Source organism: Paenibacillus spiritus, from assembly GCF_008710135.1.
In the GTDB taxonomy this organism is placed as follows: domain Bacteria; phylum Bacillota; class Bacilli; order Paenibacillales; family Paenibacillaceae; genus Paenibacillus_AQ; species Paenibacillus_AQ glufosinatiresistens.
The window spans coordinates 26,009-40,745 of the sequence record NZ_VYKK01000005.1 but is presented as its reverse complement, the minus strand read 5'-3'; the positions used below and the strand labels follow the sequence as shown (position 1 = coordinate 40,745).

General features: G+C 60.5%; 18 protein-coding genes. 1 reads left to right on the top strand and 17 read right to left on the bottom strand.

Annotated features, from left to right (window positions below; genetic code table 11):
* Positions 1 to 83: 83 nt before the first annotated feature.
* The 12 genes from F4V43_RS04740 to F4V43_RS04685 all read right to left on the bottom strand — a co-directional run bounded on the left by F4V43_RS04740 (position 84) and on the right by F4V43_RS04685 (position 9,891).
* Positions 84 to 764, bottom strand: a complete 681-nt coding sequence (locus F4V43_RS04740; RefSeq protein WP_150457103.1) for a tetratricopeptide repeat protein — start codon at positions 762 to 764, stop codon at positions 84 to 86.
* A gap of 108 nt (positions 765 to 872) precedes the next feature.
* Positions 873 to 1,256, bottom strand: a complete 384-nt coding sequence (gene panD / locus F4V43_RS04735) for an aspartate 1-decarboxylase (protein ID WP_150457102.1) — start codon at positions 1,254 to 1,256, stop codon at positions 873 to 875.
* Positions 1,249 to 2,139: a pantoate--beta-alanine ligase gene (gene panC, locus F4V43_RS04730; protein ID WP_150457101.1), complete on the bottom strand. Its 891-nt coding sequence runs from the start codon at positions 2,137 to 2,139 to the stop codon at positions 1,249 to 1,251. The genes panD and panC overlap by 8 nt, the downstream gene beginning before the upstream one ends.
* Entirely contained in the window at positions 2,136 to 3,002 is an 867-nt protein-coding gene (panB, locus tag F4V43_RS04725) for a 3-methyl-2-oxobutanoate hydroxymethyltransferase (protein WP_411898449.1), read from the bottom strand. The genes panC and panB overlap by 4 nt, the downstream gene beginning before the upstream one ends.
* Before the next feature lie 469 nt (positions 3,003 to 3,471).
* Complete coding sequence (locus F4V43_RS04720) at positions 3,472 to 4,245, bottom strand: biotin--[acetyl-CoA-carboxylase] ligase (protein ID WP_223879778.1); 774 nt, start codon at positions 4,243 to 4,245, stop codon at positions 3,472 to 3,474.
* The gene (locus F4V43_RS04715) at positions 4,232 to 5,506 is read right to left on the bottom strand and encodes a CCA tRNA nucleotidyltransferase (protein WP_150457098.1); all 1,275 of its coding nucleotides are present in this window, start codon (positions 5,504 to 5,506) and stop codon (positions 4,232 to 4,234) included. Before F4V43_RS04715 ends, F4V43_RS04720 begins: the two co-directional genes overlap by 14 nt.
* A 31-nt stretch (positions 5,507 to 5,537) precedes the next feature.
* A complete protein-coding gene (gene bshA / locus F4V43_RS04710) occupies positions 5,538 to 6,686 on the bottom strand; it encodes an N-acetyl-alpha-D-glucosaminyl L-malate synthase BshA (protein WP_150457097.1) in 1,149 nt (382 codons plus the stop codon).
* A 338-nt stretch (positions 6,687 to 7,024) separates the two neighbouring features.
* Complete coding sequence (bshB1, locus tag F4V43_RS04705) at positions 7,025 to 7,720, bottom strand: bacillithiol biosynthesis deacetylase BshB1 (protein ID WP_150457096.1); 696 nt, start codon at positions 7,718 to 7,720, stop codon at positions 7,025 to 7,027.
* Complete coding sequence (gene mgsA / locus F4V43_RS04700) at positions 7,717 to 8,136, bottom strand: methylglyoxal synthase (protein WP_150457095.1); 420 nt, start codon at positions 8,134 to 8,136, stop codon at positions 7,717 to 7,719. The genes bshB1 and mgsA overlap by 4 nt, the downstream gene beginning before the upstream one ends.
* A gap of 18 nt (positions 8,137 to 8,154) precedes the next feature.
* Positions 8,155 to 8,958 (bottom strand): 4-hydroxy-tetrahydrodipicolinate reductase, encoded by an 804-nt coding sequence (gene dapB / locus F4V43_RS04695; RefSeq protein ID WP_150457094.1) that lies wholly within the window; start codon positions 8,956 to 8,958, stop codon positions 8,155 to 8,157.
* Positions 8,959 to 8,990: 32 nt separating this feature from the next.
* Entirely contained in the window at positions 8,991 to 9,515 is a 525-nt protein-coding gene (locus F4V43_RS04690) for a tetratricopeptide repeat protein (protein WP_150457093.1), read from the bottom strand.
* Between the two features lie 46 nt (positions 9,516 to 9,561).
* Positions 9,562 to 9,891 (bottom strand): nucleotide pyrophosphohydrolase, encoded by a 330-nt coding sequence (locus tag F4V43_RS04685; protein WP_150457092.1) that lies wholly within the window; start codon positions 9,889 to 9,891, stop codon positions 9,562 to 9,564.
* Positions 9,892 to 10,066: 175 nt separating this feature from the next.
* On the opposite strand from F4V43_RS04685, the gene F4V43_RS04680 reads away from it, so the two are divergent.
* Positions 10,067 to 10,936 carry a YitT family protein gene (locus F4V43_RS04680; RefSeq protein WP_150457091.1) on the top strand — a complete coding sequence of 290 codons (870 nt, stop codon included), beginning with the start codon at positions 10,067 to 10,069 and terminating at the stop codon, positions 10,934 to 10,936.
* 116 nt (positions 10,937 to 11,052) lie between these two features.
* On the opposite strand, the gene F4V43_RS04675 is transcribed toward F4V43_RS04680, so the two are convergent.
* From F4V43_RS04675 to F4V43_RS04655, 5 genes are all read right to left on the bottom strand, one after another.
* Entirely contained in the window at positions 11,053 to 11,994 is a 942-nt protein-coding gene (locus tag F4V43_RS04675; RefSeq protein ID WP_150457090.1) for a sporulation protein YpjB, read from the bottom strand.
* 57 nt (positions 11,995 to 12,051) lie between these two features.
* Positions 12,052 to 12,711 (bottom strand): DUF1405 domain-containing protein, encoded by a 660-nt coding sequence (locus tag F4V43_RS04670; protein ID WP_150457089.1) that lies wholly within the window; start codon positions 12,709 to 12,711, stop codon positions 12,052 to 12,054.
* A gap of 183 nt (positions 12,712 to 12,894) precedes the next feature.
* Complete coding sequence (locus tag F4V43_RS04665) at positions 12,895 to 13,074, bottom strand: IDEAL domain-containing protein (protein WP_150457088.1); 180 nt, start codon at positions 13,072 to 13,074, stop codon at positions 12,895 to 12,897.
* The gene (locus F4V43_RS04660) at positions 13,049 to 13,600 is read right to left on the bottom strand and encodes a gamma carbonic anhydrase family protein (protein ID WP_150457087.1); all 552 of its coding nucleotides are present in this window, start codon (positions 13,598 to 13,600) and stop codon (positions 13,049 to 13,051) included. The genes F4V43_RS04665 and F4V43_RS04660 overlap by 26 nt, the downstream gene beginning before the upstream one ends.
* 31 nt (positions 13,601 to 13,631) lie before the next feature.
* Positions 13,632 to 14,714, bottom strand: a complete 1,083-nt coding sequence (locus tag F4V43_RS04655; RefSeq protein ID WP_150457086.1) for a hypothetical protein — start codon at positions 14,712 to 14,714, stop codon at positions 13,632 to 13,634.
* Positions 14,715 to 14,737 lie beyond the last annotated feature (23 nt).

Genomic DNA, 14,737 nt, shown 5'->3' with positions numbered 1-14,737 from the left:
GCATAACAGAAGTTGCGAAAAAAGGCGATGCGCGCCGCCGGCCCGGCGGGCGCATCGCATTAGAGAATCGCGCGGATGTTCCGTCACAGCAGCAGGGTCAGATCGCTGCCGTACAAAAGCTTGCCGCTTCCGCGGCGGCATACTTCCAGATTGCGCGCCGGCTCCGGCATCGCCGGATCATGCTTTGCCGCCAGCAGGAACAGCTCTTCGGCTTCCCCGAACTGCCGTTGCCCGGCCGCGATGCAGCCGATGGCATTCAGCAGCATCGCTTTCAGCCTGCGCCCCCTGACATGCTGAAGCATATGCTCCAGATGGGTCCGGGCTTCGGCGCGCTCATCCTGATACAGATGGGACATCGCCAGATACAGCCGGGCCGGGAGGCTGTCCGGATAGCTGTCCAAGACCTCCAGGAAAGAAGCGACGCACTGGGGATACATCTGAAGCTTGTAGTATCCCTGGCCCCGAACGAACTGGTCCATGGCCAGCTCCGGCGGCTCGGCTTCTTCCGCCGCGCTGCCTGCGGGGCCGGAGAACGGCGCTTCCTGAGGATCGCCCCCGTCCTCGTCGCCCACGCCGGCAGCCTGCCTGAAGCGGCTCAGGTGCTCCGCAAAGACAAGCCATTCGTCCAGGGCCTCGTCGCTGAGCCGGCGGAGCATCCGGTACTTCTCCATCAGCTCGCGCCGCTCCGAGTCGCCCGCTCCGGCATACCGGGCGGCAATGTCGGACAGCATATCGTTCATTTCGGCAAACATCTGTTGAAACACCAGGCCATTCCCCCTTGCGGAAATGAAATCAGTGCAGCTTGCCTGAGTTCATTGTTCGCTGCGGACGGCCCTTATATCCGTGGCAGTGCATGGGATGCCCTGGGGGCTTTAGCCCACGGTAGCGTGGATCTCGTGATCGGCAAGCTTCGACGGACGGTTGTGTTCATCCACAAAAACGACCGTCGGTCTGTGGCCGGCCAGTTCTTCCTGCGATAAGACCGCGTATGAAATAATAATTACCGTGTCGCCCGGCTGCACAAGACGGGCGGCGGCGCCGTTCAGGCAGATCACCCCGCTGCCGCGCGGGCCCGGAATGACATAGGTCTCCAGCCGGGAGCCGTTGTTGTTGTCTACAATCTGCACTTTCTCGTTCTCCAGCAGGTCGGCGGCTTCCATCAGATCCTCGTCGATCGTGATGCTTCCGACGTAATTCAGGTTCGCTTCCGTAACGGTGGCGCGGTGAATTTTGGATTTCATCATATGTCTAAACACAGGCAGGTACCTCCTTAGGAGTAAATACGATATTGTCGATCAGCCGCGTACGGCCGAAGCGGACGGCGAGCGCCATGATGATCTCCCCTTCCACCCCGGACAGCGGCGCATCCTCTTCGACCGGCTCCAGTTCCGGGAAGGTCAGCACTTCGGCATAGTCGATATCGGCCAGCGGCGAAGAAGAGATGACTTCCGTAAGCAGGCTGCGCAGCTCTCCGGCAGTCTCCAGGCGTCCCTCCTCGAAGGCAGAGCGGGCTTCCCGCAGGGAACGGGACAGCACCAGCGCCTGCCGGCGTTCCTCGCCCGACAAATACACATTACGCGAGCTAAGCGCCAGACCGTCTTGCTCGCGGATAATCGGACAGGGAACAATCTCGACGTTCATGTTCAGGTCGAAGACCATCTGCTTCAGGACGGCCACCTGCTGGGCATCCTTCATGCCGAAGAAGGCGAAGTCCGGCTGAACCAGATTGAACAGCTTGGAGACCACCGTCGTCACGCCGTCAAAATGCCCCGGGCGGGAAGCGCCGCAGAGCTTCGAGGTCAGGCGGGAGACGATGATTTGGCTGCGGTTCTCCTTCGGGTACATCTCCTGCACGGACGGGATGAAGACCAGATCGGCCCCTTCCCGCGCCGCCAGCGCCAAATCCCGGGCTTCGTCGCGCGGATAGGTCTCGTAGTCCTCGTTCGGCCCGAACTGAAGCGGGTTGACGAAGATGCTCATGACTACGGTTCCGCAGGCTTTCCGGGCCTGGCGGAGCAGACTGGCATGTCCTTCGTGCAGATAGCCCATCGTCGGCACGAGGCCGACGGCGCCGGTCCCCTGGGCGCGCCGCAGCCGCAGCTCCTGTCTCAGTTCATCAACGGTTCTTACGGTCTTCATTTCGAATTCGCTCCTTCTCCGGCTGCGCCGTATAGACTGTCCAGTACGCTTTCATCGGCCGCGAACACATGCTCTTCGGCCGGAAAAGCCCGCTCTTTCACTTCCTGCACATACCGGGTCAATCCGTCCCGGATCACGCCGCCGATATCGGCGTACGTCTTGACGAACCGCTTCTCCCGGTAGGGAGAGGCATATTGCAGCACATCGTGGAACACGAGCACCTGACCGTCGCAGCGGCGGCCGGCTCCGATGCCGATGGTCGGGATCCCCAGCTCGCGCGTGATGGCCTCGGCCACCTCCTCGGTAACCAGCTCCAGCACGATGCCGAAGGCCCCGGCCTGTTCCAGCGCCTTGGCCTCCTTCATCAGCCGCCGCGCGTCTTCCGGGTCCTTGCCCTGCACGCGGTACCCGCCGATCGTATGCACGGACTGCGGCGTCAGGCCGATATGGGCGAGAACGGGCACTCCGGCGTTCACGACGGCCCGCACAGTATCGCAGATCTCAAGACCGCCTTCCATCTTCACGGCATGGGCATGTCCTTCCTGCATCAGTCGGCGCACGCCCCGCAGCGTCTCGTCGATCCCGCCGTGATACGTCATGAACGGCATGTCCGCTACAATAAAGGTATTGCCCGCTCCCCGCGCCACCGAACGCGTATGATAGACCATATCGTCGAGCGTAACGGGCAGCGTGGAGTCATACCCCAGCACAACATTGCCCAGCGAATCGCCGACCAGGATCAGATCAACGCCCGCCTCTTCCGCCAGCCGGGCGGAAGGATAATCATAAGCGGTCAGCATGCTCAGCGGCACGCCTTCCCCCTTCATTTTCTTCATTTTGATTACATTCAGAGCCATCTTCATTCCCCTTTGCTGTCGAGTGACCGCGCCAGAAGCGCAAACAAAAAACCTCTTTAGCAGGTCCGCTAAAAAGGTCCGAAGGGCAAAAAAGAGTCACTCGCGATCGTCCCTTCTGTCTCGGTCCTTACGGCTCAGAGCAGAATCCAACGTAGCTGATTCCAGGCCATCCAACTGCTTGCAAGTGCAGGCCGGGCAACCCGGTTCCGCCTCGCTCTAGCAGTATACCAAATCCCTCGCCTAAATACACGCATAATTAAACCCTCTAAACCGACTAGAATGTTAAGAGATTAACCGGCGGCATTAACCGGATTCTTAAAAGGGCCACCCGGGCGAAGCCCGGCTCCGGCCTCCTGCCTCTTCGCACCCGGCGTCGGCTTTGGCCTCTCTTTGCAGAAGCAGCCCCGGCCGCAGGTGCGGTCAGGGCTGTCCGTTAAGTCAAGCGGTTCGTTAATTCAGGCGGTTCGTTAAGGCTTCAGTTCATCCACTCAATCTCGCCGGAGAGCACGGTGAACGTCTCTCCGGCATCGTTCACCAGCCGAAGTCCCCCGTTCTCATCCAGTCCGGCCGCCACCCCTGTTCGCTGCTCCTTCGGTCCGGCAAGCGCAATCCGCCGGCCAAGGGTTACGGACAGCTCTTCCCACCTTGCGGCGATCGGGGCAAAGCCTTCGGCGAAGTACTGCCGGTACCGTTCCTCCAGACCGGACAGCATGGCTGCGGCCAGCTCTTCCCGGTCTACCGGAACGCCGCCGCGTTCGATCCGCAGCGAGGTGGCGACAGCGCGAAGCTCCTCGGGAAAGTCCTCCTCCACGGCCAGACAATCCACCCCGATTCCGGCGATCAAATAATCCGGCACGCCTTCGCGAAAATGCGCTTCAAGCAGGATGCCGCATACTTTGCGTCCGCCAATCAGCAGATCGTTCGGCCATTTGATCCCGGCCTCCACCCCGGCGACTTCGCGAAGGGCCTCGCAGACCGCGACTCCGGCCAACAGCGTAAGCTGCGGCGCCGCGGCGGCGGTAAGACGCGGACGCAGCACAACGCTCATCCAGATCCCCTGGCCGCGCGGCGAATGCCAGCGCCGGCCTTGGCGGCCGCGTCCCCCGGTCTGTTCCTCGGCCATCACGGCTGTTCCTTCCGGAGCGCCGCTCTCGGCCAGCCGTCTTGCTTCTTCCTGGGTCGAGACTACGGTATCCAGCCGCACCAGCCTCTCCAGCCAGCCGCCTTCGGCCCCGTTATGCCTGTCCATGCTCATCCATCCTTCCCGCTGCTTCGATCAGCGCCTCCCGGTCATTCGGAAGTTCGCCCAGCGCCGCCTGCAGCAGCAGCTCCTGCAGCAGGCGGCCCAGCCACGGTCCCGGCCGCCGCTCCAGGGCGGCCGTCAGGTCTCCGCCGGCTACGGCGAGCTCTCCGAGGCCGGAGACCGGCATCCCGGCCATCCAGCCGCGCGCTGCGGCGATGCCGGTCTCTCCGCCGCCGGGCAGCGCGGCGGCGACGTCCAGCCAGCCTTCGGCTGCTGCGCGGCCGAAGCTCAGCACGGCGGCGACCCAGCGCCGCCGGCCGTCCCCGTCCGCCCCCGGCAGGGCGGACGCCGCCCGCGGGTCCCACGCTTCGCGGACCCGCAGCACCCGGACGACCGCCTGGCGGATCGTCCCCGGGAACGTCCATGCCCGCAGCAGTCCGTCGGCCGTCTCGGCCGGGGTGCCCAGGGTATGGAGCAGCAGCGCCCACCGCAGGGGGGCGCTCTTCAGTTCCCCGATGCGGGCCAGCCCGGCGGCTCCGGCCGCCAGGGCTTCCCCGTCCCAGGGGAACGGGGCCTTGACGCGCGCGGGCAGTCCGCCGCGCGCAAGCATCGCCAGGCCGCGCAGCGGGCGCGGCCCTTCCATAATGCGCGCAAGCTCTGCGTAGACGCGCTCCACCGCAATATGCGCCAGCTTGTCGCGCTGGCGCAGCAGGCCGCGCCACGTGTTCTTGGCGACGGCAAAATCCAGCGTCGACGCGAAGCGGACGCACCGGAGCATGCGCAGGGCATCCTCTCCGAAGCGCTCTTCCGCGTCGCCGACGCAGCGGACGAGCCGGCGGTCCAGATCTTCGGCTCCGCCGAACGGATCCACCAGCCGTCCGTCGAGCCCCGCGCAGATGGCGTTCATCGTGAAGTCGCGCCGGCGAAGGTCCTCGGTCACATCCCGGACGAATGCCACCCGCTCCGGCCGGCGGAAGTCGGCATAGCCGCTCTCCGTCCGGTAGGTGGTCACCTCGAAGCCGTAGCCGCCGTGCAGCACCGTGACCGTACCGTGCTGAAGACCGGTCGGCACGCAGCGCGGAAAGACCGACATCACTTCCTCCGGCAGGGCCGAGGTTGTAATATCCATATCGTGTACAGGCCGTCCCAGCAGTTCATCCCGGATACAGCCGCCTACCCAGTACGCTTCGCTGCCCGATTCCTCCAGCGAAGACACCACGAAGCGGGCCGCCTCCGCCATTTCGGGTTCGGCCATGGTCCAATTCATTGTTCAAGTCCTCCTGCCCGCACAGCCGACGCTAGTCTGCAAGCCCTTGCGCTTGACCCAGCACGCGGTAATAAATGTCCTCGTATTGATTCGTAATCCGGTTATTGCAGAATTCGCTGCACGCCCGGTGCAGACAGGCTTCGCGGAACCGGGCCGCAAGCTCCTCGTCGCCGAGCAGGCGCACCGCATGCTCGGCCATGGCTTCCGTATCCCCGATCGGAGCCAGATAGCCGGTCACGCCATGCTGAACCAGCTCGGGAATGCCTCCGGCTTCCGATCCGACGGTCGGAACGCCGCAGGCCATGGCTTCCAGCGCGACCAGCCCGAAGCTCTCCTTCTCCGAAGGCAGCAGCAGCAGATCGGCCAGGGAAATGACCTGGGCAATCTCATCCTGCTTCCCGAGGAAGCGGACCCGGTCCTCCAGGCCCATCTCGCTGATCTTGGCCTGGATCTTCGGAAGATCCGGGCCTTCTCCGACCAGCAGCAGCCGGGACGGAATCTGCTTGGAGACGCGGGCGAAGATGTCTACGACATCGCCGACTCTTTTGACCGGACGGAAGTTGGAGATGTGCATCAGGATCTTCTCGTGCGGCTCGGCAAAATCGCCCCGCATGCCGCTCACGTCGCGCGGATAGTAGACCCGCTTGTCCACAAAATTGTAAGTCAGGTCGATATCGCGCGTAATGTCCAGCGCCCGCCGCGTCTCTGTGATGAGATCGTTGGACACAGCGGTAACCGCGTCGCTCTCGTTGATGCCGAGCCGGATCAGATCCTTCAGCGACTCATCCTGGCCGAGAACCGTGATATCCGTTCCGTGCAGCGTCGTGACTACCTTCAGCCGGTCGCCGACCATCTGTTTGGCCAGATAGGCGCAGACGGCGTGCGGCACCGCATAGTGAACGTGCAGGAGGTCCAGATTCTGCATCTTGGCGACCTGCGCCATCCGGGTCGCAAGCGCCAGATCATAAGGAGGGTAGCGAAAGACGTAATAGTCGTTGACTTCCACTTCGTGATAGTAGATATTCCGGTGAAACGTTCCCAGACGGAACGGAATGCTGTGCGTAATAAAATGGACTTCGTGGCCCTTCTCGGCAAGCAGCTTGCCCAGCTCGGTGGCAACCACCCCGGACCCTCCAAGGGACGGATAACAGGTGATGCCAATTTTTAATAATCGTTCCATAACCGTCTCCTCAAAGTTTTGCGTGGATATAGCTACTGTGAATCTGCTTCAGCAAAACTCGCTTCGGAAGCATACACCTAGTTTTGCGTTGATATAGCTACTAGGAGTCTGCTTCAGCAAAACTTGCTTCGGAAGCATACACCTAGTTTTGCGTGGATATAGCCACTAGGAATCTGCTTCAGCAAAACTTCCTTCGGAAGCATACACCTAGTTTTGCGTGGATATAGCTACTGTGAATCTGCTTCAGCAAAACTCGCTTCGGGAGCATACACCTAGTTTTGCGTTGATATAGCTACTAGGAATCTGCTTCAGCAAAACTTCCTTCGGAAGCTGCCTCGTCACATCCGGAACAGGTCCAGCGCGAACGGAACCTTGGCGGCGAACCCCTCCGCCAAGGCGAAGCCCTGGCGCTGGCCGGTTAGCATGTCGCGGCTGCGCACCCGTTCCACATACCCTTCGGTCAGCGGCGTCGCAACCGCGTCTTCGCCCGGGGGCCGTTCGAACTGGGAGCGGTAGCACCCCAGCGCGCGCTCCTTGATCTCGTAGTATGTCGACACATCGACCACCAGATCGGCAGGTCCCCCATCATTGATAAAGTAAAAATAAAGCTGCGGAGCCGGTATAGCCGGGAGATCCGGCATGTAACGGCGCAGCTTGGCGCTGAATACGGCCTCCTCGACCAGCCGGCTTGCAGCGACATGGTCGGGATGGCGGTCTTCCCAATACGGGGCAAACACAATGGACGGAGCGGTCCGGCGAATCTCCGCCGTGACGGCTGCAAGCTGCTCTTCCGTGTGGCGCAGCCCCCGGTCGGGCAGGTTCAGGTTGCTGCGGTACGGAACCCCCAGCGTCTCGGCCGCCTGCCGCGCCTCTTCGAGGCGGCGCTCCACCGTGCCGTTCGAGGACATTTCCGCCCGGGTCAGATCGCAGAGGCCGACGTCGTATCCAGCCGCGATATGCTTCGCGATCGTACCGGCCATTCCGATCTCGGCATCGTCCGCATGGGCGCCGAAGACGAGAATATCGAGCTTCATTCGTCTACGCCCGGCTTGTATTTATGCACCAGATCGCGCCAGGCGAAATCGCCGCGGTCGATTGCCTTTACCAGAATTTCGGCAGTGGCGATGTTCGTCGCCACCGGAATGCCGTAGACGTCGCACAGCCGGAGCAGAGCCGAGATATCCGGTTCATGCGGCTGGGCCATCAGCGGATCACGCATAAATATAATCAGGTCCAGCTTGTCCTGCGCGACAAGGGCGCCGATCTGCTGGTCCCCGCCGAGCGGACCCGACATGAAGCGGCTGATCTTCAGCGAGGTCGCCTCCATGATCCGCTGTCCGGTCGTGCCGGTTGAGTACAGCCCGTGGCCCTTGAACACATGCTCATAAGCCGTTACAAAATTGACCATTTCATCCTTCTTGCGGTCGTGTGCGATAAATGCGATTTCCATCCGATGTTCTCCCCTGACTTAATCAATAAAATGATCGAATCCGTATATCATTCCCGTATAACCCATCACTTTCTCGATCCCCAGCTTGACGCCGGGCATATAGCCGGCCCGCTCGTAGGAATCGTGACGAATCTTCAAAGTCTGGCCGTAGTCGCCGAACACGACTTCCTCCTGCGCAAAAATGCCGGGCAGCCGCACGCTGTGAATCCGAAACCCGTTGTAATAGCCGCCGCGCGCCCCTTCAATGGTCTCTTCCTCGCGCGGATTGCCCTGCTTCATTTCCTTGCGTACTTCGGATATCATTTCCGCCGTCTTGACGGCCGTTCCCGACGGAGCATCCAGCTTCTGATCCCCGTGGTATTCAATGATCTCCAGATGCGGAAAATACTTGGCGGCCTGCGCCGCAAACCGCATCAGCAGAATGGCGCCGATCGAGAAATTCGGCGCAATCAGCCCGCCGATTCCCTGTTCCTTGCACTGCTCGTCCAGTTCCCCAATCTGCTCGGGCGTGAAGCCCGTCGTGCCGATGACCGGCCGCACCCCGTATTTAATCGCAAGCGACGTATTCGTATACGCGGCCTGCGGGGTCGTGAAGTCCACGAGAACATCCGCTCCGGCGGTCGCGAGCGCCGTCTCCAGATCATCGGTCACCCGCACTCCCGCTTCGCCCAATCCAACCAATCCGCCGGCATCCACGCCATGCGAAGAACGGTCGATTGCCGCCGCCAGCTCCATTCCTTCGTCCTGCAGCACCAGCTTGATGACTTCCTTGCCCATTCGGCCGCCCGCTCCTGATACGGCTACCCTGATTCTTCGGTTCATTTCATGCAGCGCCTCGCTTTCGGCTGTAATGGTTATTTCATGTATCCCCGCAGGGACTTCTGCAGATCCTTCATTAATTCACGCAAGCCCGCATCGTCCGGATGAAGCGCGATGACTTCCCGAAGCGCGGAAATGGCGGGAAGATGCTCGTTGACCCGGCTGTAAGCCAGCGCCAGCCAGACATAGGCGTCTCCGTAGAGCGGATCAAGCGAGACGGCTTCTTTTAATAAGGTAACCGGATGATAGGGATTGATTCCCTTTCCCTTCTCCTGCTCCAACAGCCTCCGGGCTTCCTGAACGAGCGTCATCGCCTGCAAATGCTGAAGATGGAGCCGGTATTCCGGATGCTCTTCCCCCGCCAGATCCACCGCAGCCTGCGCATGTTCTACCGCCCGGTCCAGCCGCCCGTTCCGCGCATAGGTGATGGAACAGCGGTAGCGCACCTGCGCGTCATCCGGCCGGGCGGCAATGGCCGCCTCGAAGCACAGAATCGCCTCGGCAAAATCGCTGCGCAAAATGCAGCGGTACGCTTCTTGCACATATTCCTCGGGACTCATGTTGGCACCTACCTCCGTCATATGCTCCAGCATATGCGGAAGACGCCTACTCGGTGTCTTTTCTCGTCCAGCGGTCCTTGTCCCGGGTATTGAACTTGTGCATCACTTTATCGTGTGCTTCCGTAAGGTCGATTCCCAAAGAATTCGCGAAGCAAATCGTAATAAACAGGATGTCTCCGAGCTCCAGTTCAATGGAATTGTCGGCCTCGTCGGCCTTCTTCGGCTTCTCGCCGAACTGATGGTTCACCTCGCGGGCAAGCTCTCCCACTTCTTCCGACATGCGGGCCAGCATGGAGAGCGGACTGAAATAGCCTTCCTTGAACTGGGATATGTAGGCATCGACTTCCCGCTGGATGTCCTCCAGACTTTTGCTCATACCTTCTCTCTCATCCCCTCAGGTCTTTATTGCCTTCTGTTTGCCCCTATGTTATCGTAAAGACGTTTTGAAGACAAATCTTTTTTAACTTCCGCATGCAGGGTTATACTAAGGAACAGAGCGCCTGCTGCGGCCTATTCCGCCCGTTCAATCGGGCTACAACGAGGGATTTCTCATGAATTCATCCAAACTTAACGCCATCGCCAGAACCGTTGCCCCGATTATGCTGGGAACGGCTGTTTACGCCTTCGGACTTCTCTATTTTATCCTTCCGAACGAATTAATGGAGGGCGGCGTGACCGGGATTACAATCCTGCTCAATTACGCTTTCGGGATTCCGATCTTCCTGACCACGCTGCTGATTAACCTTCCGCTCTTTCTGATGGGCTGGAAAATGCTCGGCGGCCGCCAGATTGTCTATACCGGCGTCGGCATCGGCTCCCTGTCCTTCTTCCTGTGGCTCTTCGAACGGGCGATCCACCTCGGCTGGATCGAGCCTTTCGCCACCAAGCAGGACTTCATTCTGGCCTCGCTCTACGCGGGCGTCACGCTTGGACTCGGACTCGGCATCGTCTTCCGGTTCGGCGGAACAACCGGCGGCGTCGATATCGTCGCCCGTATCGTCGGCCGCAAATTCGGCTGGAGCATGGGCCAGTTCATTCTCGCCTCCGACGTGGTGATCATCGGCGCTTCCCTGCTCTTTATTACCAAAGAACGCGTGCTCTACACGCTGGTTGCCGTGTTCATCGCTTCCCGGGTCATCGACTTCATCCAGGAAGGCGCCTATGCCGCCAAAGCCTTCACGATTATTACCGACCACGGCGAAGAGATTGCCCGGCTGGTCACGACCGACCTGGACCGGAGCGCGACCCTGATTCCTTCGATCGGCGCTTATTCCAAGCAGGCCAAGCATATGGTCTACTGCGTGGTGTCGCGTCAGGAGATCCGGCAGCTCAGCCAGCTCGTCAAGTCTGTCGATCCCCGAGCTTTTGTCATTATCAGCGACGTCCACGACGTTCAGGGAGAAGGCTTCCGGGAAGTCTAATGAAGTCTAAGAAAGTCTAATAAGGAACCGCAAGAACCCTGCCGGGGAGAGAGGCTGCATCTCTTCCCGGCAGGGTTGCTTGTTGCTTGTAGGGACCGGCATCCGCAATCAGGCGGCTATCTGGGACGCCACGCTTTCTGCCCTCCCCTGTATTTGCGCCAGGCCGTATAGATCAGAGCGGCGGCAATGAATCCCCAAGCCAACCAGCCCCAGCCGCCCAAGGTTCGTTCCGGCAGCGGCAGCGACAGCGCAGGCTCATCCTTCTCCTTGCCGAACAAGGTCCGCAGGGCATCGCGCCCGTAGGAGACCATCTGAAGAAGCTGTGCCCGTTCCGGACGCTCGCCCCCGTTGCCGGGGTTCGCCGCTTGTCTCAGCCAGCTCTCAAAAGCATTGACTTCGGACGGGCCCCGGGAGATCAGCACGGCTGCCCGGATATGGCTGTACCGGGACTGAATGGAGGAGACGGCGCGGTCCCATCCTTCTCCGTCGCCTGCGGCTGCGCTCTTCTCCAGATTCCGCAGGTCTTCCGCCATCAGCTTGTAGGACTGGCTCCAGAGAGGGGCCCGGGGATGCGCCAGACTGTCGGCGGCAAATCTTAGCCTGGCCGCTGCCGCCTCCAGCCGGTCCGGCTGGATCTGTACGGCGGCGAGCGCGTCCTTCACATCGGTAATGGCGCCGGAGAAAGCCTGCACGCCCTCCACCGAGGTCAGTCCTTTGAATGAACCGGCCAGAAACAGCCGCGATATTTCATCAATTCCCGCCTGGGCTTTGGTCAAATCCCCCTCCAGCACACGCTCATACAGCGCCTGCGCTTCCTCATCCATCTTCAAGGCTCCCGCCTTCGGCGAGAGAATGGTATCCGCCGCAGGAGCCGCGGAAGCCCGCTCCGCTTCGCCGGTCTGCTGCGGTCCGCGGGAAGCCGCTGCAAAAGAACGGAACCCCGCCTCTCCGGTTCCGGCCAACATCCGGTCTCCAGTCGCCGCCGCCCTTGCCGCCGGCGGCGCGGCCGCCCCTACCAATCCAGCTATCAGCATGATCCGCACCCACAGCCGTCGCATGAGACATCCCTCCTGCCCTATATGTATGCCGGGGGACAAGGGGTAGAACTGCAAAAATTATGGCCTCCGCATACGGGTTCGCGGTCTTTGGCCTGACGGCGACCAGTCATCCCGGGAGGCAAGCCAGGCCAAGGCACCGCTGAAGAGGCTCAGCATGAGCGTGAAATACTGAACCTGGACGACATTATCCTCCAGTTCGCTCGGCAGCCACGGATATACGCCAAGGGTATAGTCCACCAGATCATTGAGAATCGCCCAGCCGAGCGCTGCCGGGATCATGCGGCGGCAGCCGAATTTACCGGCGTAGAGCAGCGCCTCCAGCGCCATTCCCGCATGGGAGAAGATCAACATCCCGTCTTTCAGATCCAGCGTTCCTCCCTGATAGCCGCCCGCCAGGATAACCGTGACCGCCCAGACGCCGTATTTGAATGAAGTCACAACCGCCAGCGCTTCCACCAGATTCCGGACGACGGTTCCCCCTACGCTCCGGGGCGGATAGAGCAGAAACAGCAGGGCCAGCGAGAAGAAGAGACTGGCCGTAGGGCTGTCGGGAACAAACGGAAGCACCCAGGCCGGCTGTGTAGAAGCGGTATAGTCCATTTGATTCCCATACCAAATATACCCGTAGACGGTACCCGGAATATTGATCGCCAGCAGGGCCCAGATGACCCATCGGCGGGTTAATCCTTCTTGAATCCAGACTCCAATGCGACGCACAGCTTGTCCTCCTTATAGACCTCAAAAAGCCTGACCGCACGCGATCAGGCCGTTCCTTCCTATTCTACCTTGTTTGGTTTTGGCTCTGCAAGCTGACGCCCGTTCGAGACAAGGACGGCCGCTTCTTCCCGATTGGAAAGAGCGGCCGTCCCCGTTCTTGATGGTTGCTGTATGGTGTCCTGCTTATGCAAGGCTCTTCAACTCTTCGGTCAGATGGCGGAATGCGTTCTCGTCTCCGGCAGCCAGCGCCGTGTCGATCTCCCGGTACAAGATGTCGCAGCGGCGCTTGCGAAGCGCCTCGTCCCAGACCATTTCCGCTGCCAGCCCCAACATCACTTCATAGGTTGCTTTCATTTTGTCCATTCGATACACCTCCGCTGTGTAAGAGAGTTCCGTATTCTTGGGCTTTCTGTATATAGCTCTCGCAGGTGCGCTTCATCCGGAGCAAATCCTGCTCGGTCAGCTCCCGTACGACCTTGGCCGGCGTTCCGAGAGAGAGCGTATAAGGAGGAAGAATACTGTTCTCGGTGACCACCGACCCGGCTCCTATTAAAGCATATTCACCGATCTGCGCCCCGTTCAGTACAATTGCTCCCATTCCGACTAATGTGCCGCTGCCTATCCGGCAGCCATGTATAATAGCTCCGTGTCCCACTGTGATGTCGTCTTCCAGTATCAGAGGGTGTTCGCTAGCTACATGTCCGATAGCTCCATCCTGGATATTGCAGCGCCGACCAATGAGGACGGGGGCCAGGTCGCCCCGGAGCACGGCATTGAACCAGACGCTGGAGCGCTCGCCGAGCCTCACATCGCCGATCAGCTTGGCTCCTTCCGCCACATAGAACGATTCATGAAGCTGCGGTATGTAGTTCCCTAACCCGATTCGCAAGTTACCCCTCCTTTGCGCCCGATCGACCGTTCTAACCCGCTGTCACCGCTGCGGCCGCCTCCCGTCCCCGTTCCGTTATCCGGATAACAGGGCCGGCAGCGGTATCGCCGGCTCGAATCATTCCCAAATGAAGCATCGTCCGCAGAATGCGGTTCTCCAGAATGGTTTCCGGAGTATCATAATAGAACGGTTTGATCAGGTAATCGAGATTGTGCTGGAGCGCAGGCACTTCAATCCAGTTCTCTGCCGCCGCGGTGCTGATCCAATAAACCAGAGAAGGAAGATTGGGTACTGCGCCTTTATAAAGTCTTAACCAAAACGAGAAAAGGTTTAACAGCGATTCCGATTTTCCTTCTTCCAGCCGTTCGGCCCCGGCGGACGTAAGCTCCAGCCGGCCGCCTTCTTCCGCCGTCCATCGGCGGTGCCTGGCATAGTCGGCCAGCAGCGCAAGCCTTGGCGGATAGTGCTCGCAGGCCCGGCCGTAGCCGAACCGCCAGCCTCCCTTGGCGAGCAGAGGCTCCTGGATATGCAGGGCGCTCATCAGGAGCTGCTGGTACCGTCTGTGCATGCCGCCGTCCAAACTGATCTCGGGCCGGTACTCTCCGATAAAACGCAGCAGCGCTTCAAGATCCGCCGCCGCCAGATTCCCCTCATCCCGGTAAGCTTCCGGTTCTTCCGCTCCGCCGACAGACTCCTGCAGAAGACGCCCCATGGTGAGCCGGGCCCGCTTCTTCAAATCCCGGGGCACCTGGTACAGGTAACGGGACTGTGCGGAAATACCACTGTACAGCCAGCCTCCGTTCTTGAACCGGGCGATTCTCTCCCGTGGATTTCCCTTCCCTTCTTCGTCGAAGGCCGCCCGGGCGGCGGCTGCCAGCAGATCTTCCGGGGTGAGGAAGGGACGGTCATCGAACAACAGGTCATTCAGGAACCGGAGATCGGCGCGGGAGCTTTCCCGAATGAGAGATTCCAGCACTTGATTGCTGCCAAGCGCCACCAGCAGTGACTGGATCAGTTCATGCTTGGAATGGGTCTGACTCGGACACCGGTACCGGTTCGCCATCTCATGGAGCTGACCGATATCCGCGTAACTGAGCATTTCCGCCAGATTCATCGCATCATCGCCTCGCCGTTTTA